At 68.2% G+C, this 25,634-nt stretch carries 25 protein-coding genes; 16 read left to right on the top strand and 9 right to left on the bottom strand.

The window, feature by feature from the left end:
- Positions 1-5 precede the first annotated feature (5 nt).
- The 8 genes from rapZ (at position 6) to ACX1DX_RS05375 (ending at position 6,911) form a co-directional block, all read left to right on the top strand.
- Positions 6-872, top strand: a complete 867-nt coding sequence (gene rapZ, locus ACX1DX_RS05410) for an RNase adapter RapZ (RefSeq protein WP_459397881.1) — start codon at positions 6-8, stop codon at positions 870-872.
- Entirely contained in the window at positions 869-1,816 is a 948-nt protein-coding gene (locus ACX1DX_RS05405) for a gluconeogenesis factor YvcK family protein (protein ID WP_459397880.1), read from the top strand. Before rapZ ends, ACX1DX_RS05405 begins: the two co-directional genes overlap by 4 nt.
- Positions 1,817-1,865: 49 nt before the next feature.
- The gene (whiA, locus tag ACX1DX_RS05400; protein ID WP_459397879.1) at positions 1,866-2,846 is read left to right on the top strand and encodes a DNA-binding protein WhiA; all 981 of its coding nucleotides are present in this window, start codon (positions 1,866-1,868) and stop codon (positions 2,844-2,846) included.
- A 113-nt stretch (positions 2,847-2,959) separates the two neighbouring features.
- Entirely contained in the window at positions 2,960-3,955 is a 996-nt protein-coding gene (gene gap, locus ACX1DX_RS05395) for a type I glyceraldehyde-3-phosphate dehydrogenase (protein WP_182763603.1), read from the top strand.
- Between the two features lie 103 nt (positions 3,956-4,058).
- A complete protein-coding gene (locus ACX1DX_RS05390; protein ID WP_459397878.1) occupies positions 4,059-5,273 on the top strand; it encodes a phosphoglycerate kinase in 1,215 nt (404 codons plus the stop codon).
- Positions 5,273-6,052 carry a triose-phosphate isomerase gene (tpiA, locus tag ACX1DX_RS05385; protein WP_182763601.1) on the top strand — a complete coding sequence of 260 codons (780 nt, stop codon included), beginning with the start codon at positions 5,273-5,275 and terminating at the stop codon, positions 6,050-6,052. The genes ACX1DX_RS05390 and tpiA overlap by 1 nt, the downstream gene beginning before the upstream one ends.
- A gap of 184 nt (positions 6,053-6,236) precedes the next feature.
- The gene (gene secG, locus ACX1DX_RS05380) at positions 6,237-6,497 is read left to right on the top strand and encodes a preprotein translocase subunit SecG (RefSeq protein ID WP_245243940.1); all 261 of its coding nucleotides are present in this window, start codon (positions 6,237-6,239) and stop codon (positions 6,495-6,497) included.
- Positions 6,498-6,554: 57 nt separating this feature from the next.
- On the top strand, positions 6,555-6,911 hold the full coding sequence (locus ACX1DX_RS05375) for an RNA polymerase-binding protein RbpA (protein WP_076058374.1): 357 nt from the start codon (positions 6,555-6,557) through the stop codon (positions 6,909-6,911).
- Positions 6,912-6,935: 24 nt separating this feature from the next.
- On the opposite strand, the gene pgl is transcribed toward ACX1DX_RS05375, so the two are convergent.
- From pgl to zwf, 3 genes are read right to left on the bottom strand one after another with little or no spacing between them, the layout of a single operon-like run.
- Positions 6,936-7,670, bottom strand: a complete 735-nt coding sequence (gene pgl / locus ACX1DX_RS05370; RefSeq protein WP_459397877.1) for a 6-phosphogluconolactonase — start codon at positions 7,668-7,670, stop codon at positions 6,936-6,938.
- Positions 7,671-8,576 (bottom strand): glucose-6-phosphate dehydrogenase assembly protein OpcA, encoded by a 906-nt coding sequence (locus ACX1DX_RS05365; RefSeq protein ID WP_182763599.1) that lies wholly within the window; start codon positions 8,574-8,576, stop codon positions 7,671-7,673.
- A 16-nt stretch (positions 8,577-8,592) separates the two neighbouring features.
- Positions 8,593-10,125 carry a glucose-6-phosphate dehydrogenase gene (gene zwf, locus ACX1DX_RS05360; protein WP_182763598.1) on the bottom strand — a complete coding sequence of 511 codons (1,533 nt, stop codon included), beginning with the start codon at positions 10,123-10,125 and terminating at the stop codon, positions 8,593-8,595.
- A 137-nt stretch (positions 10,126-10,262) separates the two neighbouring features.
- Between zwf and ACX1DX_RS05355 the strand changes: the two genes are divergently transcribed.
- Entirely contained in the window at positions 10,263-11,189 is a 927-nt protein-coding gene (locus tag ACX1DX_RS05355; RefSeq protein WP_459397876.1) for a heme o synthase, read from the top strand.
- 18 nt (positions 11,190-11,207) lie between these two features.
- On the opposite strand, the gene ACX1DX_RS05350 is transcribed toward ACX1DX_RS05355, so the two are convergent.
- Entirely contained in the window at positions 11,208-13,256 is a 2,049-nt protein-coding gene (locus ACX1DX_RS05350) for a S9 family peptidase (RefSeq protein ID WP_459397875.1), read from the bottom strand.
- 41 nt (positions 13,257-13,297) lie between these two features.
- On the opposite strand from ACX1DX_RS05350, the gene ACX1DX_RS05345 reads away from it, so the two are divergent.
- Positions 13,298-14,626, top strand: a complete 1,329-nt coding sequence (locus tag ACX1DX_RS05345) for a DUF4921 family protein (RefSeq protein ID WP_459397874.1) — start codon at positions 13,298-13,300, stop codon at positions 14,624-14,626.
- A 147-nt stretch (positions 14,627-14,773) separates the two neighbouring features.
- Here the strand turns inward: ACX1DX_RS05345 and ACX1DX_RS05340 are convergent, their stop codons facing one another.
- From ACX1DX_RS05340 to ACX1DX_RS05320, 5 genes are read right to left on the bottom strand one after another with little or no spacing between them, the layout of a single operon-like run.
- The gene (locus ACX1DX_RS05340) at positions 14,774-15,349 is read right to left on the bottom strand and encodes a DinB family protein (RefSeq protein WP_459397873.1); all 576 of its coding nucleotides are present in this window, start codon (positions 15,347-15,349) and stop codon (positions 14,774-14,776) included.
- An 11-nt stretch (positions 15,350-15,360) separates the two neighbouring features.
- Positions 15,361-17,352 carry a M3 family metallopeptidase gene (locus ACX1DX_RS05335; RefSeq protein WP_459397872.1) on the bottom strand — a complete coding sequence of 664 codons (1,992 nt, stop codon included), beginning with the start codon at positions 17,350-17,352 and terminating at the stop codon, positions 15,361-15,363.
- Between the two features lie 29 nt (positions 17,353-17,381).
- Positions 17,382-18,269 carry a COX15/CtaA family protein gene (locus ACX1DX_RS05330; RefSeq protein WP_459397871.1) on the bottom strand — a complete coding sequence of 296 codons (888 nt, stop codon included), beginning with the start codon at positions 18,267-18,269 and terminating at the stop codon, positions 17,382-17,384.
- Positions 18,257-19,018: an ABC transporter permease gene (locus tag ACX1DX_RS05325; protein ID WP_459397870.1), complete on the bottom strand. Its 762-nt coding sequence runs from the start codon at positions 19,016-19,018 to the stop codon at positions 18,257-18,259. The genes ACX1DX_RS05330 and ACX1DX_RS05325 overlap by 13 nt, the downstream gene beginning before the upstream one ends.
- On the bottom strand, positions 19,015-19,725 hold the full coding sequence (locus tag ACX1DX_RS05320) for an ABC transporter ATP-binding protein (protein WP_459398183.1): 711 nt from the start codon (positions 19,723-19,725) through the stop codon (positions 19,015-19,017). The genes ACX1DX_RS05325 and ACX1DX_RS05320 overlap by 4 nt, the downstream gene beginning before the upstream one ends.
- A gap of 164 nt (positions 19,726-19,889) precedes the next feature.
- Here ACX1DX_RS05320 and ACX1DX_RS05315 point away from each other — a divergent pair, with 164 nt between their 5' ends.
- Genes ACX1DX_RS05315 through ACX1DX_RS05290 form a run of 6 tightly spaced genes read left to right on the top strand, consistent with a single transcriptional unit; the run spans position 19,890 to position 25,634 of the window.
- Complete coding sequence (locus ACX1DX_RS05315; RefSeq protein ID WP_182763694.1) at positions 19,890-20,561, top strand: helix-turn-helix transcriptional regulator; 672 nt, start codon at positions 19,890-19,892, stop codon at positions 20,559-20,561.
- A gap of 14 nt (positions 20,562-20,575) precedes the next feature.
- Positions 20,576-22,018 carry a Fe-S cluster assembly protein SufB gene (gene sufB / locus ACX1DX_RS05310; protein WP_182763592.1) on the top strand — a complete coding sequence of 481 codons (1,443 nt, stop codon included), beginning with the start codon at positions 20,576-20,578 and terminating at the stop codon, positions 22,016-22,018.
- A gap of 44 nt (positions 22,019-22,062) precedes the next feature.
- Positions 22,063-23,244: a Fe-S cluster assembly protein SufD gene (sufD, locus tag ACX1DX_RS05305; protein ID WP_459397869.1), complete on the top strand. Its 1,182-nt coding sequence runs from the start codon at positions 22,063-22,065 to the stop codon at positions 23,242-23,244.
- Positions 23,241-23,570, top strand: coding sequence for a non-heme iron oxygenase ferredoxin subunit (locus ACX1DX_RS05300; RefSeq protein ID WP_182763590.1), 330 nt, complete (start codon positions 23,241-23,243; stop codon positions 23,568-23,570). The genes sufD and ACX1DX_RS05300 overlap by 4 nt, the downstream gene beginning before the upstream one ends.
- A 58-nt stretch (positions 23,571-23,628) precedes the next feature.
- Positions 23,629-24,393, top strand: a complete 765-nt coding sequence (gene sufC / locus ACX1DX_RS05295) for a Fe-S cluster assembly ATPase SufC (protein WP_182763589.1) — start codon at positions 23,629-23,631, stop codon at positions 24,391-24,393.
- Positions 24,390-25,634 (top strand): cysteine desulfurase, encoded by a 1,245-nt coding sequence (locus ACX1DX_RS05290; protein WP_459398182.1) that lies wholly within the window; start codon positions 24,390-24,392, stop codon positions 25,632-25,634. Before sufC ends, ACX1DX_RS05290 begins: the two co-directional genes overlap by 4 nt.

Here is a 25,634-nt window from a genome sequence, read left to right as displayed (position 1 = left end):
GCGCCATGACCGACGTCGCGCACCAGGAGTTCGCCATCATCACCGGCCTGTCCGGTGCGGGGCGACGCACGGCGGCGCACGCCATGGAGGACCTCGGCTGGTTCACCGTCGACAACCTGCCTCCCGTCATGTTGCCCGGGCTGGCGCAGACGCTGCTCAACGACGGCGTGTACAAGGTGGCGGTCGTGGCGGACGTGCGTAGCCGCGAACAGTTCGAGCAGTTGCCGGCCGCGTTGGCCACGCTGGAGGCCGCGGGTGGCCGCATCACGACGGTCTTCCTCGAGGCGGACGACGACATCATCGTGCAGCGCCAGGAATCCAACCGGCGCCCGCTGCCGCTCCAGGGCGGTGACCGGCTGATCGAGGGCATCGCCCGTGAGCGCCGCCTGCTCGCAGACATCCGGGCCACCGCCGACATCGTGGTCGACACGACGCGACTCTCCGCGCGCCAGCTCGTCCAGCGCGTGGCCAACCACTTCGGGGACGACGCCACCGACAAGCTGAAGATCGCGCTGATCTCCTTCGGCTTCAAGAACGGCGTGCCGGTCGACGCCGACATGGTGTTCGACGTGCGCTTCCTGCCCAACCCGTACTGGATCCCGGAACTGAGGCCGAAGTCCGGGCTCAGCAAGGACGTGGCGCAGTACGTGCTCAAGCAGCAGGCGGCACAGCGGTTCCAGGATCACATGGTGGAGCTCCTGGCCACGGTCGCGCCCGGCTACCTCAACGAGGGCAAGCGCCAGGTCACCGTCGCGATCGGCTGCACCGGCGGCAAGCACCGCTCCACCAGCATGAGCGAAGAACTCTCCATGAGGCTGCGTGAGCACGGCTTCCCGACCACGGTGCTTCACCGGGATCTGGGGAAGGAATGACCATCGACTCCCTGCCCAAGGTGGTCGCCCTCGGCGGCGGCCACGGCCTCGCCGCGTCCCTGACGGCGCTGCGCCGCGTCACGGACCAGCTCACCGCCGTCGTGACCGTCGCGGACGACGGGGGCTCCTCCGGCCGGCTGCGCCAGGAGTTCAACTGCCTCCCGCCCGGAGACCTGCGCATGGCGCTGGCGGCGCTCTGCTCCGACGACCACGCCGGCCGCACTTGGGCGAACGTGTTGCAGTCACGGTTCACGGGCGACGGCCCGCTCGGCGGGCACGCGATCGGCAACCTGCTGATCGCCGGGCTCTGGCAGCAGTTCGAGGACCCGGTCCAGGGCCTCGACATGGTCGGCGACCTGCTGCGCACCCGGGGGCGCGTGCTGCCCATGAGCTCCGTGCCGCTCGAGATCGAGGCAGACGTGCTGGGCCTGGACCCGTTCGCGCCCGACGAGGTGTGCACCCTGAGCGGCCAGGCCACCGTCGCCAAGACCAGGGCGGAAGTGCAGCGCGTCAGGCTCGTGCCGGACCAGCCCCCAGCAAGACCCGAGGCGGTGGCGGCGATCATGGCGGCCGACGCCGTCGTGCTCGGCCCGGGTTCGTGGTTCACCTCAGTGCTCCCGCACCTCCTTGTGCCGGAGCTCGCGGAGGCGATCGTCACGACGAAGGCGCAGCGCATCCTCGTCCTCAACATCACCGCCGCGGCGGAGACCGACGGCTTCTCCGCCGCCCGTCACATCGAGACGCTTGCGGAGCATGCTCCGAACCTCCGCCTCGACGTGGTCATCGCCGACAGCCGCTTCACCGCGGACGACGAGCACATCGAGGGCTACGTGCAGTCGATGGGGGGCCGCCTCGTCCGGGCCGACGTCGCATCCCGCGACGGCTCGTCCACCCATGACCGGCACCGCCTCGCCTCGGTGTTCAGCGAAGTGATCACCGGGTGAGGATCCTGACCCCCGTGCATGGCCGTCCCCGTATGGCAGACTTCGCCCCATGGCTCTGACGCAGAAGGTGAAGGCCGAACTGGCCTCCGTCGTCGCGCCCCATCCGTCTGTGCGACGGGCCGAGGTGGCGGCGATGTTGCGCTTCGCCGGAGGCCTCCACCTGGTGGGTGGCCGCATCGTCGTGGAGGCGGAACTCGACACCGGGGGAGCGGCTCGACGCCTGCGCAGTTTCATCAGCGACCTCTACACCATCGACACAGACCTGCTCGTGATCAATGCCTCCGGCGTGCGCCGCGGCCCCCGGTACTCCGTGCGCGCAGTGCAGGGCGGGGAGCAACTGGCCCGCATGACGGGGCTGGTGGACCAGCAGCGCAGGCCCGTGCGCGGCCTGCCCCCCATCGTCGTCGGCGGTTCCGCAGCGGACGCCGTGGCTGTGTGGCGCGGCGCGTTCCTGGCACGCGGCTCGTTGACGGAGCCCGGCCGCTCGATGTCGCTGGAGATCACCTGCCCCGGCTCTGAAGCGGCCCTCGCCCTCGTCGGCGCGGCCCGCCGCCTGGGCATCGCCGTGAAGTCCCGCGAGGTGCGCGGGGTGGAGCGGGTGGTCATCCGCGACGGCGACTCCATCGCGGAACTGCTGACCCGCATGGGGGCTCCTGAGACGCGGATCCTCTGGGAGGAACGCCGCCGCCGCCGGGAGGTGCGCGCCTCGGTGAACCGGCTGGCCAACTTCGACGACGCCAACCTCCGCCGCTCGGCCCGGGCCGCCGTCGCCGCCAGCGCCCGCGTGGAGCGAGCCATGGAGATCCTCGGCGACGAGGTGCCCGAGCACCTGCGCGAAGCCGGGAACCTGCGGCTCCAGCACCGCCAGGCCAGCCTCGAGGAACTGGGTCAGCTGCACGAGCCGCCGCTGACCAAGGACGCCATCGCTGGACGGATCCGACGCCTCCTCGCCACAGCGGACAAGGTGGCGGAAGAACGTGGGATTCCCACGACGGAGGCCAGCCTCCCGGCAGACCTCCAGGACGGCTGAGGTTACGCTCACTAAAACGACCCCACTCTTGCTCGAGGTGCTCAAGTCGTTAGGATGAGGATGTCCATCCGCGCATCCGTGCGCTCGGTAGCTCGAAAGGGATCGAATTCCTCATGACCGTAAAGGTTGCAATCAACGGCTTTGGCCGCATCGGCCGTAACTTCTACCGCGCGCTCGTCGCTGCGGGGGCCGACCTCGACGTGGTTGCCGTCAACGACCTGACCGATAACAAGACCCTGGCCCACCTGCTGAAGTACGACTCGATCCTGGGCCGTTTCCCGGGCGAGATCAGCTACGACGACGACGCACTGACCGTCGACGGCAAGGAGATCAAGGCGTTCGCGGAGAAGGATCCCGCCGCGCTGCCGTGGAAGGACCTCGGCGTCGACATCGTCATCGAGTCCACCGGCTTCTTCACCGACGCCACCAAGGCCCAGGCCCACATCCAGGCCGGCGCCAAGAAGGTGCTCATCTCGGCTCCCGCCAAGAATGAGGACATCACCATCGTCATGGGCGTCAACGACGAGCTGTACGACACCGAGAAGCACAACATCATCTCGAACGCGTCGTGCACCACCAACTGCCTCGCCCCCATGGCCAAGGCGCTCAACGACGGCATCGGCATCGTCAAGGGCCTGATGACCACCATCCACGCCTACACCGCGGACCAGAACCTGCAGGACGGCCCCCACAAGGACCTGCGTCGCTCGCGCGCCGCTGCCCTGAACATGGTTCCCACCACCACCGGTGCCGCCAAGGCCGTGTCGCTCGTGCTGCCCGAACTCAAGGGCAAGCTCGACGGATACGCCATGCGCGTCCCCACCCCCACCGGTTCCGCCACCGACCTCACCTTCGAGGCGTCCCGTGAGACCTCCGTCGAGGAGATCAACGAGATCATCAAGAAGGCCGCCGACGGCAAGGTCCTCGTCTACACCGAAGACGAGATCGTCTCCAAGGACATCGAGACCGATCCGGCTTCCTGCATCTTCGACGCCAAGCTCACCAAGGTGATCGGCAACCAGGTGAAGGTTCTCGGCTGGTACGACAACGAGTGGGGCTACTCCAACCGTCTCGTCGACCTGACCGTCCTGGTCGGCTCGAAGCTCTGATCAACACCACCACCTACGTGGTCTGAGACAACGGCCCTGTGGCCCCGCCTGGGGCCGCAGGGCCGTTGTCGCCCGAAGAAATCTGAGAAGAAAGAGGACCGAAGTGAAGTCCGTTGCTGAGCTGGGCGATCTGTCCGGCAAGCGGGTACTCATCCGCTGCGATTTCAACGTCCCGCTGGACGCAGACAAGAACATCACCGACGACGGCCGCATCCGCGCCGCGCTGCCCACGCTGACCGCACTGCGCGACGCCGGCGCCCGCGTCGTCATCATGGCCCACCTCGGCCGCCCGAAGGGTGAGGCCAACCCCAAGTACTCCCTGGCCCCCGTCGCGGTCCGCCTCGCCGAACTGCTCGGTTCCGAGGTCAAGCTGGCCACCGACGTGGTGGGCGAATCCGCCCAGGCCACCGTCGCCTCGCTGGCAGACGGCGACGTCGCCCTGCTGGAGAACGTCCGCTACGAGCCCGCCGAGGAGTCCAAGGACGAGGCCGCGCGCAAGGCGCTGGCCGAGAAGTACGCCGCGTTCGGCGACCTCTTCGTCTCCGACGGCTTCGGCGTCGTGCACCGCAAGCAGGCCTCCGTCTACGACGTGGCCTCGCTGCTGCCCAACGCCGCCGGTTCGCTGGTCGCCAAGGAGGTCGGCGTCCTCAAGCAACTGACCGAGAGCCCCGAGCGGCCCTATGTCGTCGTGCTGGGTGGCGCCAAGGTCGCCGACAAGCTGCAGGTCATCGACAACCTGCTGAAGGTTGCCGACACCCTGGTCATCGGCGGCGGCATGTTGTTCACCTTCCTCAAGGCGCAGGGCATGAACATCGGCTCCTCGCTGCTCGACGAGGACAACCTGCAGACCTGCCGCGACTACCTCGCGCAGGCTGAGGCCGCCGGCAAGACGATCCTGCTGCCGGTCGATGTCCGCGTCGCCGACGGCATGGATTTCGACGCCCGCGAAGCCAAGGGCGAGGTGGAGGTCGTCGCTGCCGACGCCATCCCCGCAGGCAAGATGGGCCTCGACATCGGCCCCGAGAGCGAGGTGCTGTTCGCCGAGGCGATCAAGGGCGCCAAGACGGTGTTCTGGAACGGCCCCATGGGCGTGTTCGAGATCCCGGCATTCGCCCAGGGCACCGCTGCGGTCGCCAAGGCCCTCACCGAAGTGGACGGCCTCTCCGTCGTCGGCGGCGGTGACTCCGCGGCCGCCGTGCGCGTCCTCGGCCACGCCGACGACGAGTTCGGCCACATCTCGACGGGCGGCGGCGCCTCCCTCGAGTTCCTCGAGGGCAAGGAACTGCCCGGTATCGCTGTTCTGGAAGGGGACAACTGATGACACGCAAGCCCATCATGGCCGGCAACTGGAAGATGAACGTCGACCACATCGAGGCCACCGGCCTGGTTGAGAAGCTGCACTACACGCTCGTCGACAAGGAATGGGATCCGGCGAAGTCCGACGCGGTGCTCTGCGTCCCCTTCACGGACCTGCGCACGGTGCGCACCCTCATCGACGGTGACCGCCTGAAGTTCGGCCTCGGTGCCCAGAACGTCTCGCAGCACGACAACGGCGCCTACACCGGTGAGATCTCGACGGCCATGCTGTCGAAGCTCGGCGTGCAGTACGTCATCGTCGGCCACTCCGAGCGCCGCGAGTACTACGGCGAGGACGACGCCCTCATCAACGCCAAGGCCGCCAAGGTCCTGGCCGCGGGCATGACCCCCATCGTCTGCGTGGGCGAAGGCCTCGACATCCGCAAGGCGGGGGAGCACGTCGAGTACACCCTCAACCAGGTGCGCGGCACGCTGGCCGGCCTGACGGCCGAGCAGGTCGCCGGCCTCGTGATCGCCTATGAGCCCGTCTGGGCCATCGGCACCGGCGAGGTCGCCACCCCGGAGAACGCCCAGGAGGTGTGTGGCGCCATCCGCAAGGAGGTCGCCGAGCTGTACGACGGTCCCACCGCCGAGTCGGTGCGCATCCAGTACGGCGGTTCCGTCAAGTCCGGCAACGTGGCCCAGATCATGAGCCAGCCGGACATCGACGGCGCCCTGGTCGGCGGCGCGAGCCTCCAGCCCGAGGAGTTCGCGGCCATCGTCCGCTTCTACCAGTTCTGATCGCTGGCCGGGCGCTCTCCTGACCCCCGTCAGGAGGGCATGCCCACCTGAGACCCCCATCGTCCGGGCATGCCCCCCGGGCTTCGGGGGTTTCTCATTTTAGGAGCAACCATGCGGGGCGAAAGTGCTCACCACAGAGGTACCGGATGTGGATTATCCGGCGCTGTCGGTTAGGCTGTACCGCGTGATTGTCCCCTTGGTTTCATGGCCCATTACCACGCTGTCTGTGATCGTCGTGATCCTCAGCATCCTCCTTGCGGCCACCGTTCTGCTCCACAAAGGCCGTGGCGGCGGAATGTCAGATCTGTTCGGCGGCGGCATGTCGACCTCCATGGGTGGCGTGTCCACCGCTGAGCGTCGTCTTGACCGGATCACGGTGGTGCTCGCCGTCGTGTGGCTGCTGACGATCGTCGGACTCCTGGTGCTGTATCGCATCGGCGCCTGATCACTCATCCTCATCCCCTTTTCAATCCATCACTTCTCGTAGTAGGAGAACAGCAAAGTGGCAGGTGGCAACGCCATTCGCGGCAGCCGTGTAGGCGCCGGTCCCATGGGCGAGGCAGAACGGGGCGAAGCAGCGCCCCGTATGCACGTTTCGTACTTCTGCGCCAGTGGTCACGTGACCACGCCGGCGTTTGCAGCCGAAGCCCAGATTCCTGAGTCGTGGGACTGCCCGCGCTGCGGCCTCCCGGCCAACATGGATGCGGAGAATCCTCCTCCGCCGCCGAAGATCATTCCCTACAAGACCCACCTCGCGTATGTGAAGGAGCGTCGCACCGACGCCGAAGCAGCGCAGATCCTCGAAGAGGCGATCTCCGCACTGCGGGCCCGCCGCGCCGCGGGTGAGGTCATCTACTGAGCGGACACCGCTGAGGAGGTGGCCTCAGAAGGTGCAGGTGTACTGGGCCGGGAGACCGGCCGAGGCGCCCGCATCGAGGAACCACAGAGTTGCATTCCGGCCGCGCACATGCGCGGCCGGAATGCTTTCATCGCCGTCGAGCGAACGCTGCACCGCGTCCGCCTTGGCCTCGCCAGTGGCCATGATCCACATCTCCGCGCCCCGGTTGAGGGTGGGGATGGTGAGGGAGATGCGTTCCGACGGCGCCATGGGGCTGTCCTCAACCCCGATCACGGCGCGGCTCGTCGTGGGGTCGAAACTGGGGTGGCCGGGGAAGATCGACGCCACGTGGCCGTCGTTGCCGATGCCGAGCAGTGTGATGTCGAAGCGGGTGTCGCCCAACTCCTCCTCGTACTCCGCCGCTGACTCCTGGCTGTCCTTGCGGCCGTCCTTGGCCGCCATCATGTGGGTGTCGGCGGATGTGATCGAGACGGTGCGGGCCAGCCTGCTGATGGCCTGGAGCGAGTTGCGGGCCGGGTCTGTGGTGGGCACGAAGTGCTCGTTGCCCCACCACAACTGGAGTTTCGAGGCATCCAGGGCTGAACCGTCGGCCAGTTCGGCGAACTGCTCATACATGGCGTTGGCCGCGTTGCCTCCCGTCAGGCAGAGGTGCACCGTGTCCTGCGTGCGCTGCAGCTCGATGATCTTGGCCAGCAACTGTGCCGCGACCACCCGGCTCACGTCCGCCGCCGTCTCCAGCCGGACCACCCGCGTGTACATCTAGCTCGCCTCCGAATCCTTGACCACCCGTTGGACCGCTGCCTCGAAGATGTCGTCGGCGTCCATCCGCTGGAGTTCCTCAGTGATGAGGTCCGTCAGCGGACGACGGCGCAGCGCGACGGTGCGGTCGGGCTCGCCGGGCACGCGGTAGTGGGCGGCGCCCTCGCGGACGCGGCTGAGGACGATGTCGCCCTGCTCCGTGTTGAGCACGACCTCGTTGACGCCCGGGTGGTCACCGTCGACGCGGTGCACGTCGACGCCGAGGCGCTCGCTCAGCCAGGCCGCGAGCAGCGTGGCGGGTGCGTTGTCCGGCGCGGAACGGACGCAGGCGCCGGTCACGACGGACCGGGTCTGGTCCAGGGATGCGGTCAGGAGCGCGCGCCACCGGGTGAGGCGCGTCCAGGTGAGGTCCGTGTCCCCGTCGGCGTGGTTGCGCGCGCGACGTACCAGGGCCTGCTGCGGATCAGGATCTCCGGCGGCGTCGGTGATGCGGCGGTCTGCCAGGGAACCGATGGGGTCCTCCGCCAGGTGGTCCGGCGCCGTGTTGGGCCACCACACGATGGTGGGGGAGTCCGGCAAGAGCAGCGGCAGGCAGATGGAGTCGCCGTGTTCGCGGAGCGAGCCGTGCAGGCGCAGGATCAGAAGGTCGCCGGGGTGCCCCTCACCCACCTGGATCTCGGCGTCCAGGAACGGCTCGTCACCGTCGACGTAGGTCACGACGATGACCCGCGAGGGGTGCGCGGTGGCCGAGGCCTGCGCGGCGCGGAGAACCTCGTCGAAGTGGTCGTCGTCTGTGACCACGATCAGGGTCAGCACGAGGCCGGAGGCGCTGCCCACTGTGCGGCGCGCGTTGATGAGGGCGGCCGCGATGTCGCGGGCCGAGGTATCAGTCAGGTCGATGATCATGAGTTCTCCGTCTCCCTTACGGCCGACGCCACTTGAAGCCGTCGCGGGCCAGCATCTCGTGCCCCGACTCGGGGCCCCAGGTGCCGGACTCGTACTGTTCGGGCTGCCCGTCCAGGGACGCCCAGTATTCGATGACCGGATCCAGGATCTGCCAGCTCAGTTCCACTTCCTCCTGTTGCGGGAAGAGGGGCGGGTCGCCCAGGAGGACGTCGAGGATGAGGCGCTCGTAGGCCTCGGGGGAGGATTCGGTGAAGGAGCCGCCGTAGCCGAAGTCCATCGAGACCTCACGGATCTCCATCTGGGTGCCCGGCACCTTGGCGCCGAAGCGCAGGGTGACGCCCTCGTCGGGCTGGATCCGCATGACCAGCGCGTTGGTGCCCAGCTCCTCGGTGTCCGTGGCGGTGAACGGCAGGTGCGGCGCACGCTTGAAGCTGAGCGCCACCTCGGTCACGCGGCGGGGCATCCGCTTGGCGGTGCGCAGGTAGAACGGCACCCCGGCCCACCGTCGGTTGTCGATGTCGACCCGGATGGCCGCGTAGGTCTCCGTGGCGGAGCCCTCCGCCACGCCGTCCTCCTGCAGGTAACCGATGACCTGCTTGCCGCCCTGCCAGCCGGCCGCGTACTGGCCGCGGGCGGTGTGGAGGTCGTAGCGCTGCGGCACGCGGGCGGCGGCGAGCACCTTCTTCTTCTCGGTGCGCAACTGCGAGGCCTCGAAGCTGGTGGGCTCCTCCATGGCGGTGAGCGCCAGGAGCTGGAGAAGGTGGTTCTGCATGACGTCGCGGGCGATGCCGATGCCGTCGAAGTAGCCGGCGCGGCCACCGATGCCGATGTCCTCGGCCATCGTGATCTCCACATGGCTGACGTAGTGGTTGTTCCAGATGGGTTCGAACATCTGGTTCGCGAAGCGCAGCGCCAACATGTTCTGGACGGTTTCCTTGCCCAGGTAGTGGTCGATGCGGAAGACCTCGTGCGGCTGGAACAGCGAACTGACCACCGCGTCGAGTTCCTTGGCGGAGGCCAGGTCGTGGCCGAAGGGTTTCTCGATGACCACGCGGTTCCAGTTGTCGTCCGCCACGCGCTCCGTCAGGCCGTGCTTGCGCAGCATCGTCATGACCGGCTCGAAGCCCGACGGGGGGATGGACAGGTAGAACGCGTGGTTACCACCGGTGCCCCGGGTGGTGTCCAGTTCGCGGATGGTTGCCCCGAGGCGCTCGAACGAGGCGTCGTCGGTGAAGGAGCCGGAGACGAACCGGATGCCCTCCAGGAGCTGTTCCCAGACCTCTTCGCGGAACGGGGTGCGGGCATTCTCCTTCACCGCGTCGTGCACCACCTGGGCGAAATCCTGGTTCGCCCAGTCACGGCGCGCGAAGCCCACCAGCGCGAAACCGGGCGGCAACAGGCCGCGGTTGGCCAGGTCGTAGACGGCGGGCATCAGCTTCTTGCGCGACAGGTCACCCGTCACACCGAAGATGACCAGGACGCAGGGTCCGGCGATGCGAGGCAGGCGGCGGTCCTGGGGATCGCGCAGGGGATTGGTGTAGGCGTTCATCGGGACCAACACTAGACGTACCCGGCGGGGTGGGGAAGCAATCGCTCGTCCGCTGGCCGGGCACCGGGAATCGCCGCTTAGGTGCCCGGCGGGCGTGCGGGTAGACTGCTTCGGAAATCGCGGAGACGAGAATCGGGGTGCGTGTGGCGGTCCAGGCTCAGGCCCAGCCTACGGAGGCTCGCTTCGGCGACGTCATACGGGCCTATGTGGCGCTGACCAAACCCCGGATCATCGAGTTGCTGCTCGTGACCACCGTGCCCGCCATGTTCCTGGCAGCCGGCGGGCTGCCCCCGTGGCAGCTGATCATCTGGACGATGATCGGCGGCATGTTCGCCGCCGCCTCGGCCAACACCTTCAACTGTGTGATCGACGCCGACATCGACGAGATCATGCGCCGCACCCGCCGTCGCCCCGTGCCCCGCCACCAGATCTCCGCGCGCAACGCTCTTGTCTTCGGCATCGTGCTGGGCGTGCTGGCCACGCTGGTGCTGGGCTTCGGCGCCAACTGGCTCTCCGCCATCCTCGCGCTGGTGGCCAACGCCTTCTATGTCTTCGTCTACACCATGTGGCTCAAGCGCCGCACCTCTCAGAACATCGTCTGGGGCGGTATCGCCGGCTGCTTCCCGCCGCTCATCGGCTGGACCGCCGTGACCGGTTCCATCGCCTGGGCACCGTTCATCCTGTTCGGCGTGGTGTTCCTCTGGACACCGCCCCACACGTGGGCGTTGGCGTTCCGGTACAAGGACGACTACGCCGCCGCCGACGTGCCCATGCTCCCGGTGGTACGCACCGCACCGCAGGTGGGGGCCCAGATCTTCTGGTACTCCGTGGCCACCGTCGTGATGTCGCTGCTCCTGTGGCCCGTGGCCCCCACGGGATGGCTGTACCCGGCCGTCGCGCTCGTCACCGGCCTGATCTTCCTGTGGGAGGCGCTCCAGCTCTGGCGCCGCGCCCGTGCGGGCATGGAGGGCGCGCAGCTCAAGGCGATGAAGCTCTTCCACTACTCCAACACCTATCTCGCGCTCCTCTTCCTCGCCGTCGCGATCGACCCGCTGCTCTTCTGACGGCGTGCCGAGGGACCCTCACAGGTTCTCCACGGCCCCCATCGCGCGCCCCTCGCGTCGTGCGGCCACGAACTCCAGCACCGTGTCGTACCAGACCTTGGCGTGCTGGGGCGTGAGGATCCAGTGGTTCTCGTTCGGGAAGTACAGGAACCGGTGGGGCAGGTCCGCGGGGTCGCCGTCGAAGGCGCTCGCCAGGGCCCACCAGAGCGCGAGCCCTTCGCCGATCGGGACGCGGTAGTCCTTGTCCCCATGGATGACCAGCATGGGCGTCGTGATCTGCGCGGCGAACTGGTGGGGCGAGAACTTCGCCTGCATCTCCGGCGTCATCTCACGCTTCCAGTACCAGGCGGCGTCGGTCGTGGGCCCGAAGTTGCCGAGGTTCCAGAGCGACGCATGACTGACGATCGCCGTGAACCGGTCCGTCTGGGTGGCGATCCAGTTGGCCATGTAGCCACCGAAGGAGCCGCCCATCATCACCGAGGCATCGCTGCGGATGTCGTCGCGGACCTCAGCCGCGTCGGTCAGCGCCATCACGTCGGTGAAGGGTTCGGCGCCCCACCGGCCCCAGCCCCGCTGGATGTAGCTCTGGCCGTAGCCGGTCGACAGGGCGGGGTCCGGCAGCAACACCGCCTGCCCCCTCGAGACGAGCAGCCAGGGGCACCAGCGCCAGGACCAGGAGTTCCACGAATTCAGCGGGCCGCCGTGCACCCACAGCGTGAGCGGGACGGGCTGGTCCGCCGAAGCGCCCTCGGGGAGGATGAGCCAGCCGGGGACGCGGGTGCCGTCGGACGCCTCCGTCTCGACGCGCTCGAGGCGGCCGGGGAGCGGCGGGTACTCGACGGGGGCACGCAGCACCGTGGCGGCGCCGGAGGCGGCATCGACCGCGACGATCTCACCCGGGTTCGCGTACGAGGCGCGGAGGGCGTACAGCGTGGTGCCGTCAGGGCTGCGCAACACTGAGGAGTGGGAGCCGTCTCCGGTGAGCCGGCGCACCTCGCCGGAGGCGACGTCGATGGCGAAGACCGGGCAGGCGCCGTCGTCGTCCGCGGTCGCGTACAGGGTGCGGCCGTCCGGCGAGAAGGCGACGGGGGTGGCCCACCGGTCCCAGCCGCCGGCGACCTCGCGTCCCTCGCCGGATGCGACGTCGATCAGCCACAGGGTGGGCCGTGGAGCGCGCTCAGCGGTGGAGCGCGCCGTGCGAACGCAGGCGACGGTGGCGCCGTCGTCGGTGAAGATGGGGCTGCCGTACTCGTGCCCGTCGTCGGCGGCCAGGGTGCGGCGCTGGCCGCTGGCCACGTCGATCAGCTCGAGCTGCGACATGGTCTCGCCCGCACGGCGGGGCACGCCCCAGACGACGGCGAGCGCTGCGCCGTCGCGGGAGAGCACGGCCTCGCGCACCGAGCGGCCGACGTCACCGGTCAGATCGCGCAGGCCCTCCAAGGCGCGGTCTCCGTCGCCGCCGACGGTGGCGGCCTTCAGCCGCGTCGTCTCGGGGCCGAGGTCCTTGTCCCAGAAGCGCACGGGGTAGCCGTCGTGCAGGATCGCTGAGATCTTCCTCTTGCTGCGGGCCTCACGCTTGGCCGCGTCGGCCTCCTCGTCCTCGACTCCTGCGTGCATCAGCACGCCGAGCACGACGGTGTCGGACAGCGGGCTGGTGAGGACGTCGCCCCAGCCGCCGTCGCGGCGGGCGAGCACGTAGGCCTCGCCACCGTTGGCAGGCAGGCACCACAGGGCGGTCGTCGACTTCTTCGGCTCGTCCTCGCCGACGGCCGGTACGTCGCGCTTGGAGGTGAACAGCAGGGAACCGTCGGGCAGGAATCCTGCGGCGGACTCGCCCTGCACGGAGCGTGTGTAGCGGGTGGCGGCCCGCTCGCCGTGCGGGTCCACGCGCCACAGGGCGCTGGCGTATTCCGTCCTGTCTGCGGTGACTCCCTGGACCGAGCACACCAGGGTCTCGCCGTCGGGGCTGAGACTGAGGGCGCCGAGGCGGGGCAGCGACACGTAGCCGTCGAGATCGAACCAGGGGGAAGCGTGCTCCTCGGTGGCGGGATGCGAGAGGTTTGTCATGACTTCCACCTTGCCACGCCTGCCGCGGCTAATGTCGGAACATGGCACCGCTCGTGCGCGAACCCGAGTACATCACCGAACTGCGCGACGGGACGGTCAAGCAGCTCAACCCGTTCACGGGCACCGAGGTGTGGACCGTACCCGGCCGGGGGGACCGGCCGCTCGGCCTCATCGCTCCCCATCCGCTGCCCATCCGCGACGACGAGCGCGGCCGCCACTGCCCCTTCTGCGAGCAGCGCTACATGGAGACCCCGCCCGAGAAGTCCCGGGTCGTCCGTCGCGACGACGGTTCCTGGGCGACCCTCTACCGCACGCCGGCTGAAGCGCTGTTCACCACCGTCGCGGAGTTCCGGAGGGTGCCGAACCTCTTCGAGATCCTGAGCTACGACTACTGGCACAAGAACTACGGGTTCGAGTTGCCGGCCCCGGTGGCCGAGCGGAGGGAGGCATATCTTGCATCGCCGGCGGGGCTCGACCACGTGATGCGGGTGGCGGAGGCGAAGCTCTACGCCCGTGGCCTGACCGACGCGGAGGTGGCCGCCCTCAGCCACGAGGAGAAGCTGCAGACGGCGTCAGGCTTCTTCGGTGGGGGCCACGACCTGGTCATCGCCCGGCGACACTTCGTCGATGCGGCCACCGACGACTCGGAGTTGGCCGCCTCAGGCACGCTCACCCCGGAGGAGCATGCACAGTTCATCGCCTACACCGTCGAGTGCACCAGGATGGCGTTCGAGGTGAACAGGTACGCCCGCTACGTGGCGGTGTTCCAGAACTGGCTGAGGCCTGCCGGCGCGTCGTTCGACCATCTCCACAAGCAGTTGGTCTCCATCGACGACCGGGGCCACCAGCAGGAGGCGGAACTGGTCAGGCTGCGCGAAAACCCCAACATCTTCAACGACGCGGCCGCCAACTACGCCACGCGGCGCAACCTGATCATCGCGGAGAACGAGCACGCCGTCGCGTTCGCCGGGTTCGGCCACCGGTACCCGACGGTTGAGATCTATTCCCGGTCACAGCACTCGGACCCCTGGGAACAGCACCCGGACGAGATCAGGGGGATGTCCGACCTGATCCACGCCATGCATGCGGCCACCGGGGCGCGGGTGCCCTCGAACGAGGAGTGGCACTACCGGCCCATCGACGTGAACCTGGCCATGCCGTGGCGGGTCATGCTGAAGTGGCGCGTGTCGACGCTTGCCGGGTTCGAGGGCGCCACGAAGATCTACCTGAACACCCTCAGCCCCGCCACGATCCGCGACCGCGTGGTCTCGGAGCTCTACCCGCTACGGGAGAGGGGACTGATCTCGACGGACCTGAGGATCGCCACGGAGGCCTCCTGCTTCCCGAACCCGCTGCGCTATTCCCGGTGACAGGGGTGTCGCGGCCACGGGCTGGCTGATTGTCCGCGGCCATGCTGCAGGGAGCGCACGGGGCGTTCCTGGGGGCGGGCGCGGTGTGGACGGCGGCGGTGATCGCCGGCTTCTTCCTCCGCACACCGGAGGAAGAAACCCACGAGGTCACTGCGGGCTGAAGCCCTCGGCGATGCCGGTGAGCCGCAGGACGTGGGTGTCCCAGCCCCCGTCCGGCTCCCACATGTTGGAGTTGTCCACCGTGACGCCGAGCCGGCCGTCGATCCCCTCACGGAGGATGTCGGCGTGGCCGGCGTGGCGTGCGATGTCGCCGAGCACGTGCGCGAGCAGGAAGCCCAGCGTGGTCGCGCCGCGCTCGCCCCACCATTCGACCGTGCCGGGCGCGTCGAGCTCCAACTCGTCGATCGCCTGGTCGACCTCGACCGCCACGGCCCGGTACAGCTCGATGAGTTCGTCGGCGCGCTCATCCTCGGTGGCGTAGAAGTCGTCGTTCGGATCCTGCTCGAAGTCGATCTCGGGCAGCTTGAGCTGGGAGGCTCGCCCCATGCTGGTCAGGAAATAGCCGTGCTCGACGCCCAGACAGTGCTTGATCAGCCCCAACAGGTTGGTGCCGGTGGGGGTGCGGGGCAGGCGCAGGTCGCGCTCGTCCAAGCCCTCCGCCTTCCACAGGAGCGCTTCACGCTGCAGCCGGAGCTGCCGGTGCAAGGCGGCTTTGATATCCATGTCGGCTCCTCTCAGATGGTCAGGCCGAGACGCTCGAGCAGGGGCGCGAGTTCCGGGTCGCGCCCGCGGAAGCTCCGGTAGGTCTCCATCGGATCGACGGAGCCGCCGGGCGCCAGCAGCGTGCGGCGGAAGTGTTCGCCGGCCTGGCGCAGCGTCATGGCCGGGGAGTGGCCCTCGGTGTTCTCCGTGAACCAGGCCACCGCGTCGGCGTCCATCACCTTCGCCCACGCGTAGCCGTAGTAGCTGGCCGCGTAGCCGCCGCCCCAGATGTGGGCGAAGTACTGCGTGCGGTAGCGCGGCGGGACCAGTTCGTTGGCGAGGCCGTACTTCTCGAGGGCGCGGTGCTCGAAGCCCTCCACCTCGTCTGCCAACGTGGGGAGTTCCTCCAGCGGAGTGGTGTGCCACACCAGGTCGAGCAGCGAGGCGAGCTCTGTCTCAGCGGTGGCGTAGCCCTGGCCGAACGTGGAGGCCTCTTCGAGCTTGGTGATCCACTCGGCCGGCAGCACCCGGCCAGGGGTCCAGGCCCAGTGTTCGTTGACCTGGCTGGGGAACTCGACGAAGTCGCGCGGGGTGTTGGCGCCCGAGCGTCCCGCGTAGCGGGAACTGGCCAACAGGCCGTGCAGCGCGTGGCCGAACTCGTGGAACATCGTGATCACGTCGTCCCAGGAGATGGCCGTGGTCGTCGGGGTGTAGTTGCAGTTGTTCGTCACCACCGGCAGATCACCGGTGCGGTCCGACTGGTCGACGAGGTTGCTCATCCAGGCGCCGCCGTTCTTCGTGGGGCGGGCCCAGAAGTCCATCACGAACAGGCCGACGATGCCCTCGTCGTCGTGCACCTCGTAGGTCTGGGTGCCGGGAACGTGCCCACCCAGGTCCTCGCGCAGGGCGAAGGTGAGTCCGTAGAGTTCCTCGGCCGCCGCGTAGACGGCCTTCAGCACCCTGTCCACCTGCAGGTATTCGCCCAGTTCGGCCTCGTCGAAGGCGAAGCGCTCCCGACGCACGATCGCCTCCACGAAGGACCAGTCCGCGGCTGTGAACTCCGCGCCCGGATTCAGCTGGGCGTACCGCTCGCGGAGGTCCCTGCTCTCCTCGACGGCCTTGGCCAGAGCGGCCTGGGCCAGGGGCACGAGCATCCCCAGGATGGCGTCGACCGTCTTGGCGGTACCGGCCTCGGCGACGATCGCCGCGTGGTTCGGGTACCCGAGGAGGGTGGCGCGCTCGGCGCGGAGGCGGGCGATCTCGACGACGACCCCGCGGGTGTCGAACTCCCCGGACAGGGCGCGCGTGGTGGAGGCCTCCAGCAGTCGACGGCGCACGCCGGCGTCGGCGAGCTTGGCCGCCATCGGCTGTTGGGTCGTGTTCACCAACTCGATCCGGTATCCGTCGTCGGTTTTCAGCGCTGACTTCTCGTCGTCGGTGAGCCCCGTGAGTTCCGCTTCGGTCACGGCGAAACCGCCGGCGACGCGGGCCTCGCGGTTCAGCGTCTCGAAGCGGCTGGACAACTCCGCGAGCCGCTTGTTCATCGCGCGGAGGCGCGTCTGCTCGTCGTCGGTGAGCGCGACACCGGCGCGGCGGAACGAACGGAGCAGTTCGTCGAGCGCGTAGCGGTCCTGGGCGTCCGCCTCGGTTTCACCGTCGGCGATCCGGGCCTCGAGGGACTGCAGGCGGGCGTAGAGGTCACGATCGAGGTAGATGGCGTCGCTGTGCTCGGCGAGGCGCGGCGCGATCTCCTCCTCGATGGCGATCATCTCGTCGGTGGCGTCCGACGCGTAGACCGCGAAGAAGGCGTTCATCGCCCTGAGCAGCACGTCCTGGGCCGCGTCCCACTCGGCCAGCACGTTGGCCACGGTGGCGGGTGAACCGTCACCGCGCAACTTGGCCAGGGCACCCAGTTGGGTGCGCATGCCCTCCTCGATGGCCACGTGGTAGTCACGGGGGGTGGCGTTGGCGAAATCGGGCAGCGAGAAGGGCAGTTCGGTGGTGAGCACGGGGTTGATCGACATGGCCTACAGCCTAGGCGCCTCCCCGCGCGCTAGGCGGCCGGATGCCCTGAGCGGGTGGAGAACAACAGCCAAGAGGCAGCGACGGTCAGCAGGGTGAGGCCCACCATGTGCAAAGCGACGACGCCGATGGGCAGGCCGAAGAAGTACTGGACGTAGCCGATGACACCCTGCAGCGCCACGGTGACCAACAGCAGGCGGGCGCTCTTGCGTGGCTGCTCCAGGCGGGAGCGGGTGAACACCGCCAGACACACGATGGCCAGGCCGACGACGAGCCAGGCCGACAGCGCATGGAGGCGCGAGACGAACTCGAGGTCGAACCCCGTGCGCGGGGCCGTGGAGTCGCCGGCGTGCGGGCCGGAGCCCGTCACGACCGTGCCGAGCCAGATCGACGCCATGGTGGCGGTGAACGTCACGACCACCAGCCACCTGGCTCCAGGAGGGAGGGGAGTGGGGTGGACCCGGTAGCCGAGCGTGAGCGCCCACACACAGAGGACGATCAGCAGCACGGACAGCAGCAGATGGAGGGCCACGACGAAGGGGTTGAGGCCGCTCCACACCGTGAAGCCTCCGATGACGCCCTGGAAGGGGATGCCGATGCCCACCCCGAGCGTCAACCACCACAGACGGCTCAGGCGGCCGCGGTTGCGCCAGGCGGCGATGAACGCGCCGAGCGCAGCGGCGGCGAGCACGAACGTGAGCAATCGGTTGCCGAACTCGATGAAGCCGTGGATGCCGGCCTCAGGGGTATTCGTCCAGGTGTCCGGCGTGCACCGGGGCCACTCGGAGCAGCCCAGCCCGGAGGCGGTCAGGCGCACCACTGCGCCGGTGACGATGATGCCCATGTTGCAGACCAGCGAGATCCACAACCAGGTGCGCAGCGCGCGGTCGCCGTCGAACAGCTTCTTCACGAGGTCCACGTGAACACCTTTCGTGCCAGCAGCAGGGTGGCCGCGCACCAGAGAGCTGCCACCAACAGCGGCCAACCCGGAACCACGCCTTGGGAGCCGTGTCGCAGGGCCTCCCCTAGAGCGCCGGTGGGAAGGAACGCGATGGCGGTGGCGGCCCATTCGGGGAAACGGTCCAACGGCAGCAGGATGCCCAACGGCATGCCCACCAGGTAGAGCAGGTTGGCGACGGCCAGGGTCGCCTCCGGGCGCAGTGCGCCGGAGATGGCGAGCGCCAGCCCCGTGAACGCGCCCATCGACAGGAAGGCGACCAGCCCTGTCAGCAGGAACGACGCGACGGTGAACGACGGGCGCCAGCCCACGGCGAGCGCGATCGCCGCCAGGACGGCGATCTGGCCCACCGTGATCAGTGTGATGCCGAGGCCCTTGCCCAGCAGGATGCCGGGTTTGCCCAGGGGCGTGGCGGCGATGCGCTCAAGGACGTTGTAGCGACGCTCGAAGCCGGTGGCGATGGCGAGCGTGGTGAGGCAGGAGCTCCAGATCACCAGGCCGATGACCGAGGGGGCCATCTGCTGGAGTTCCAGGCCCAGCGCGGCCCCGAAGATCCGGCTACCGATGAGCACGGTGACCGGGATGACGATGGCGAGGATGGCCTGCTCCCCGTTGCGGAGGATGAGGCTCGCCTCGGTGGTGGCCTGCGCCCACACCCGGGCTCCGAACGGAGCGGCGCCGGCGTCGGGCGCGAAGTTCAGGGCGGTCATGCCAGGTCTCCGGTCGTGTGGGTCAGGAACGCGTCCTCGAGGGAGCCGTTCACAGTCAGCTCCGCCACGGTGCCTTCGGCGGTGACCCGGCCGCGGTCGACGATGAAGACGTGGTCCGCCAGGGCTTCCGCCTCGTGCATGTCGTGCGTGGTGAGCAGGATGCCCACGCCGTCGGCGCGGATGCGGGCGAGGAGATCCCAGATGGAACGGCGACTCCGCGGGTCCAGCCCAGCGGACGGTTCGTCCAGGAACACGAGATCCGGCCTGCCCACGAGGGCGCCGGCCAGGTTGACGGCCTGCTGTTGGCCTCCGGACAGCCGACGGTACGGCGTGGTCGCGTAGTCGTCGATCCCGAGCAGTGCCATCAACTGGTCAACCGGCTGCGGGTTTGCGTACAGGCGCGCCAGGTAGGTCAGCAGCCGGGCCGCCGTGATGCCGGACCAGGCTCCGGTGGTCTGCGGCATGAGGCCGATGCGGGGCAGCACCTCGGCGGAGCCGGGCGCGCCGCCGAACAGCGACAGCGTGCCCCCGTCCGGGACCGCCAGGCCGGTGCAGCAGCGGATGAAGCTTGTTTTGCCTGCGCCGTTGGGGCCGAGCAGGGCAGTGATCCTGCCAGCCTCGGCGTTCAGGGAGAGCCCGGCGAGGGCCTGTTTCTCACCGAAGGACAGGCGGAGCTCGCGGGCGGTCAGGACGGACACGTCCGACAGCCTATAGGAGAGCGGTCAGGGCGCCCCGACCGGCCTTTGCGACCGGCTGTCTCATCATCTGGATGGTTAGGCAAGCCTTGCTTGAATCCCGAACGAGATTGGGATTGACTTTGGAAACATATCTGTAAGCTAATTCGAGGTGCTGGGTCAGGGAGGTGGACGTGATGCAAGCAGAAGTCGTCGAAACGCCGACCCGCCAGAGAGTGGTGGACCTGATCCTGGCGGAAGGGCCGCAGACCGCCAAGCAACTCGCCGACAGGCTCGCGCTCACCCCTGCGGCCGTGCGGCGCCATCTGGCCTCGCTGCTGGACGACGGGACCCTCGCGTCCCGCGAGGAACGCGTCTACGGGCCGAGGGGCCGCGGGCGTCCCTCGAAGGTGTTCGTCCTGACAGACGCGGGGAGGGCCGAGTTCACCCAGGCCTACGACGACCTGGCCATCGCCGCACTGCGCCGCCTCCAAGCCGTCGCAGGGCCCAACGCCGTGCGCGACCTGGCCAACGACCGCGTGGCGGAGATCGAGCAGCGCTACCTGCAACTGCACGCGGAGAACCCGGGGGTGAGGCCACTGGATGCGCTCGTCGAAGTGCTCGGCCTCGACGGTTACGCCGCCTCTGCGCGCCCCCTCCGGACGGGCGAGCAACTCCTTCAGCACCACTGCCCGGTCGCCCACGTGGCCGCTGAGTTCCCCATCCTCTGTGAGATCGAGACCCAGCTGTTCTCGCGGCTGCTGGACAGCCATGTCCAACGGCTCGCCACCATCGCCCACGGCGACGGCGTGTGCACGACGCACGTCCCCCACCGACTACCCACCCCGCAGATCCCGAAAAGAAAGTGACGGAGACGATCGATATGACGCAGACCGCACCCAAGGCACCAGGACTGGGAGCCACTCAGGACGAGCACCTCGAGGCGCTCTCGACGTACGAGTACGGCTGGCACGACTCGGACCTCGCCGGCGCCACCGCCGCGCGCGGCCTCAGCGAGGCCGTTGTCCGCAACATCTCCGGCCTGAAGAGCGAACCCGAGTGGATGCTCGACCTCCGCCTCAAGGGCCTCAAGTTGTTCGACAAGAAGCCCATGCCCACGTGGGGCGCGGACCTCTCCGGCATCGACTTCGACAACATCAAGTACTTCGTGCGCTCCACCGAGCGTCAGGCCCAGACCTGGGAAGACCTGCCCGAGGACATCAAGAACACCTATGACCGCCTCGGTATCCCGGAGGCTGAGAAGGCCCGCCTCGTGGCCGGCGTCGCCGCGCAGTACGAGTCCGAGGTCGTCTACCACAAGATCAACGAGGAACTCGAGCGCCAGGGTGTCATCTTCCTCGACACCGACACCGCGCTGAAGGAGCACCCGGAGCTCTTCCAGGAGTACTTCGGCACGGTCATCCCCGTCGGCGACAACAAGTTCGCATCGCTCAACACCGCAGTGTGGTCGGGTGGCTCGTTCATCTACGTTCCCAAGGGCGTCGAGGTGACCATCCCGCTGCAGGCCTACTTCCGCATCAACACGGAGAACATGGGCCAGTTCGAGCGCACGCTGATCATCGTCGACGAGGGCGCCTCCGTGCACTACGTCGAGGGTTGCACCGCCCCGATCTACTCGTCGGATTCGCTGCACAGCGCCGTCGTCGAGATCATCGTGAAGAAGAACGCGCGCTGCCGCTACACCACCATCCAGAACTGGTCGACCAACGTCTACAACCTGGTCACCAAGCGCGCCATCTGTGAAGAGGGCGCCCTGATGGAGTGGATCGACGGCAACATCGGTTCCAAGGTCACCATGAAGTACCCCGCCGTCTACCTGATGGGCGAGCACGCCCGCGGTGAGACGCTGTCGATCGCCTTCGCGGGCGAGGGCCAGCACCAGGACGCCGGTTCCAAGATGGTGCACTGCGCGCCCAACACGCAGAGCTCCATCGTGTCGAAGTCGGTGGCCCGTGGCGGCGGCCGTTCCTCGTACCGCGGCCTCGTCCAGGTGGATCCGGGTGCCCATCACTCCGCGTCGTCGGTCATGTGTGACGCGCTGCTGGTGGACACCATCTCGCGTTCCGACACCTACCCCTACGTCGACGTGCGTGAAGAGGACGTCTCGATGGCCCACGAGGCCACAGTGTCGAAGGTCTCCGAGGACCAGCTCTTCTATCTCATGAGCCGTGGCATGGGTGAGATCGAGGCCATGGCGATGATCGTGCGCGGCTTCGTGGAGCCCATCGCGCGTGAGCTGCCCATGGAATACGCCCTCGAGCTGAACCGCCTCATCGAGCTGCAGATGGAGGGCGCGGTCGGCTGATGCCGTCCCAGCCCGCCCGCCCACACCATTTGAAGGAAGAAGAATTGACCACCATCACTGAGGCCCCCAACGTGGCCGCAGCCATCGAAACCGTCGAGTCGCACCTCCACCCCACCCCGTCGTGGGCCGTCGAGGATCACCCGCTGCCCACCGGGCGCGAGGAGATCTGGCGGTTCACCCCGCTCAAGCGGTTCAAGACCCTCCTCAACCCTGTGGCTGAGGGCCTGGGTTCGCTGGAGTGGAGCGGCGAGTTCCCCGAGAGCGTGACCGTCGAGTCGATCACCGCTGAGCAGGCCCAGGAACTGGCCAACGAGGCGCCCACGGACCGGATCTCGGCCCTGGCTGCCTTCCAGTCCATCCACCGCACGCACATCCGGATCGCGGCCAACACGGAGCTCACCGAGCCCATCGTGTTCACCGGCCAGGGCAACGGCGGCGAGGCCCGCGACCACGTCGTGGTCAGCGTCGGCGCCAACTCCCGCGCCACCATCGTGTTCCGGTACGTCGGCTCGGCCAACTACGCTGAGAAGACCGACGTCATCGTCGGCGACGGGGCCAAAGTGAACTTCGTCACCCTGCAGGACTGGGACACCGGTTCGGTGCACGGCGGTCAGCGCACCGTCGCCATCGGCCGCGACGCCCACGTCAAGACGGTCACCGCCTCCCTGGGCGGTAACGTCCGGCTCCAGGAGAACTCGACCTACAACGGCCCGGGCGGGGAACTGGAGGCCTACGGCCTCTACTTCGCCGACGAGAACCAGCACATCCAGCACCGGCTCTTCGTGGACCACAACGCGCCGCACACCAAGTCCAACGTGGACTACCGCGGTGCGCTGCGCGGCAAGGGCGCGCACTCGGTGTGGATCGGCGACGTGCTGATCCGCAAGATCGCCGAGGGCATCGACACCTACGAGTCGAACAAGAACCTCGTCCTGACCGACGGCTGCCAGGCTGATTCGGTCCCCAACCTGGAGATCGAGACCGGCGAGATCGCCGGCGCCGGCCACTCGTCGTCCACCGGCCGGTTCGACGACGAGCAGCTGTTCTACCTGATGGCCCGCGGCATCCCGGAGGTGGAGGCCCGTCGCCTGGTGGCGCACGGCTTCTTCGCCGACATCATCCGCAGGGTCGGCATCCCGGAGATCGAGGCGCGTCTGCTCACCACCATCGAGCGCGAGCTCGACCTGGTGCACGGCTCGACCACCACGAAGGCCGACGAGCAGTGAGCCCCCAGGCGGTCTGCAAGGTCACGGACCTGACGACGGACGTCCCTTTCGCCGTGGAGGTGGATGATGAGCTCACCGTCGCCATCGTCCGCCACGGCGGGAAGATCTACGCGATCGAGGACGAGTGCAGCCACGGCAAGGTGGCTCTCTCCGAGGGAGACGTCGTCGACGACACGATCGAGTGCTACCTGCACGGATCGGTCTTCGACCTGGCCACCGGCCGCCCGCTCAACCTGCCCGCCACGGAGCCGGTGCGCGTCTTCGCGTGCCACATCGAAGGCGACGACGTCCTGATCGACGTCCACGCCACCGTCACCCAGTACTGACACACGGGGGGTACGCCCCCGCACCCCCCAATAGATTCACTCAGGAGAAACAGCAACCATGTCAACCCTCGTCATCTCCGACCTGCACGTCGACATCCAGACCGAGGACGGCCCGAAGCGGATCCTCAAGGGCGTCAACCTCACCATCAACCCCGGTGAGATCCACGCCCTCATGGGCCCCAACGGCTCGGGCAAGTCGACGCTGGCCTACGCCATCGCCGGTCACCCCAAGTACACGATCACCCAGGGCACCGTCACCCTCGACGGTGAGGACCTCACCGCTCTGTCGGTCGACGAGCGCGCCCGCGCCGGCCTCTTCCTCGCCATGCAGTACCCGGTCGAAGTGCCCGGCGTGTCCGTCGCCAACTTCCTCCGCACCGCCAAGACCGCCATCGACGGTGAGGCTCCCAAGGTCCGCACCTGGGTCAAGGAGGTCGAGCAGACGCTCACCGAGCTGCAGCTCGACAAGTCCTTCTCCGGCCGCTCCGTGAACGAGGGCTTCTCCGGCGGTGAGAAGAAGCGTCACGAGATCGCCCAGCTCCAGCTGCTCAACCCCAAGGCGGCCATCCTCGACGAGACCGATTCGGGCCTCGACATCGATGCGCTGCGCATCGTCTCCGAGGGCGTGAACAAGTACTCGGCGCAGGGTGACCGCGCCGTCGTCCTCATCACCCACTACACCCGCATCCTGCGCTACATCGAGCCCACGTTCGTGCACGTCTTCGTCGACGGCCGCATCGTGGCCGAGGGTGGCAAGGAACTGGCCGAGAACCTCGAGGCCGAGGGCTACGAGAAGTACATCAAGGAAGCTGCCAACGCCTGATGCTGGACACCAACCTGATCCGGGCCGACTTCCCCATCCTGCGGCGCAGGGTGGGGGAGTCCCCGTTGGCCTATCTCGACTCGGCGAACACCTCGCAGAAGCCGCGTCAGGTGGTCGACGCCGTGTCCGAGCACTACCTGCAGCACAACGCGAACGTGGCGCGCGCCATGCACCTCCTGGGTGCTGAGGCGACGGAGGCGTTCGAGAATGCGCGGGGGAAGGTGGCCCGGTTCATCGGTGCGTCCCGTGGCGAGGAGATCGTCTTCACCAAGAACGCCTCCGAGGCGCTCAACCTGGTGGCCAACTCCCTGGGCGCCGGGCTCAAGCCCGGCGATGAGGTGGTCATCTCCGTCATGGAGCACCACTCCAACATCGTGCCCTGGCAGATGGCCTGCCAGCGTTCCGGCGCCACGCTGCGCTGGTTCGACATCACGGAGGAGGGGCGCCTCGACCTCGAGGCCGCCGAACGCGACAACCTCATCAACGAGCGCACCAGGATCGTGTCGATCACGGCCGTGAGCAACGTGTTGGGCACGCACAACCCGGTGACGCTCCTCGCTGAGAAGGCGCACGCCGTCGGGGCGCTGCTGGTGGTCGACGGTTCGCAGTCGGTTCCGCACCAGGTCACCGATGTGTCAACCATGGGCGCGGACCTGTTGGCCTTCACTGCGCACAAGATGCTCGGCCCGACGGGTGTCGGCGTGCTGTGGGGCCGCTACGAGCTGCTCGCCACCATGCCGCCGTTCCTGGGGGGCGGGGAGATGATCGAGATCGTCGAGATGGAACGCTCGACCTACGCAGCGCCGCCGCACCGGTTCGAGGCCGGCACCCCGCCGATCGCTCAGGCCGTGGGTCTGGGGGCTGCCGTCGACTACCTGACGCGCGTCGGCATGGATGCCATCGCCGAGCATGAGCACGAGATCACCAAGTACGCGCTCGCCAAGCTGACGGCCATCGAGGGTCTGAGGATCCTCGGCCCCACCGTCGCCGAGGATCGCGGCAGCGCCATCTCGTTCAACATCGCCAACGTGCATCCGCACGACGTGATGCAGGTGCTGGACTCGCGCGGGGTCGCCATCCGGGGAGGCCACCACTGCGCCCGCCCGTTGCACAAGCGCCTGGGCCACCAGAGTTCGACGCGCGCGTCGTCGTACCTGTACACCACCCCCGCGGAGATCGACGCGTTGGCGGACGCGCTCGTCCTCACCCGCAACTACTTCGCCCCGAAGCTGAAGGGCTGA

The sequence above is a fragment of the Tessaracoccus zhenghani genome, from assembly GCF_054552775.1.
The sequence above is the reverse complement of the archived record's forward strand: the minus strand, read 5'-3'. Positions and strand labels throughout refer to the sequence as shown.

What these genes read in the sequence shown, in the direction of transcription:
- ACX1DX_RS05365 (WP_182763599.1), bottom strand. Translation starts at nt 8,576, where the DNA reads ATGATCATCGACCTGACTGATACCTCGGCCCGCGACATCGCGGCCGCC.
- sufB (WP_182763592.1), top strand. Translation starts at nt 20,576, where the DNA reads ATGACGCAGACCGCACCCAAGGCACCAGGACTGGGAGCCACTCAGGAC.
- sufC (WP_182763589.1), top strand. Translation starts at nt 23,629, where the DNA reads ATGTCAACCCTCGTCATCTCCGACCTGCACGTCGACATCCAGACCGAG.
- whiA (WP_459397879.1), top strand. Translation starts at nt 1,866, where the DNA reads ATGGCTCTGACGCAGAAGGTGAAGGCCGAACTGGCCTCCGTCGTCGCG.
- ACX1DX_RS05345 (WP_459397874.1), top strand. Translation starts at nt 13,298, where the DNA reads ATGGCACCGCTCGTGCGCGAACCCGAGTACATCACCGAACTGCGCGAC.
- tpiA (WP_182763601.1), top strand. Translation starts at nt 5,273, where the DNA reads ATGACACGCAAGCCCATCATGGCCGGCAACTGGAAGATGAACGTCGAC.
- ACX1DX_RS05315 (WP_182763694.1), top strand. Translation starts at nt 19,890, where the DNA reads ATGCAAGCAGAAGTCGTCGAAACGCCGACCCGCCAGAGAGTGGTGGAC.
- zwf (WP_182763598.1), bottom strand. Translation starts at nt 10,125, where the DNA reads ATGAACGCCTACACCAATCCCCTGCGCGATCCCCAGGACCGCCGCCTG.
- rapZ (WP_459397881.1), top strand. Translation starts at nt 6, where the DNA reads ATGACCGACGTCGCGCACCAGGAGTTCGCCATCATCACCGGCCTGTCC.
- ACX1DX_RS05405 (WP_459397880.1), top strand. Translation starts at nt 869, where the DNA reads ATGACCATCGACTCCCTGCCCAAGGTGGTCGCCCTCGGCGGCGGCCAC.
- gap (WP_182763603.1), top strand. Translation starts at nt 2,960, where the DNA reads ATGACCGTAAAGGTTGCAATCAACGGCTTTGGCCGCATCGGCCGTAAC.
- ACX1DX_RS05325 (WP_459397870.1), bottom strand. Translation starts at nt 19,018, where the DNA reads ATGACCGCCCTGAACTTCGCGCCCGACGCCGGCGCCGCTCCGTTCGGA.
- ACX1DX_RS05335 (WP_459397872.1), bottom strand. Translation starts at nt 17,352, where the DNA reads ATGTCGATCAACCCCGTGCTCACCACCGAACTGCCCTTCTCGCTGCCC.
- ACX1DX_RS05350 (WP_459397875.1), bottom strand. Translation starts at nt 13,256, where the DNA reads ATGACAAACCTCTCGCATCCCGCCACCGAGGAGCACGCTTCCCCCTGG.
- ACX1DX_RS05340 (WP_459397873.1), bottom strand. Translation starts at nt 15,349, where the DNA reads ATGGATATCAAAGCCGCCTTGCACCGGCAGCTCCGGCTGCAGCGTGAA.
- pgl (WP_459397877.1), bottom strand. Translation starts at nt 7,670, where the DNA reads ATGTACACGCGGGTGGTCCGGCTGGAGACGGCGGCGGACGTGAGCCGG.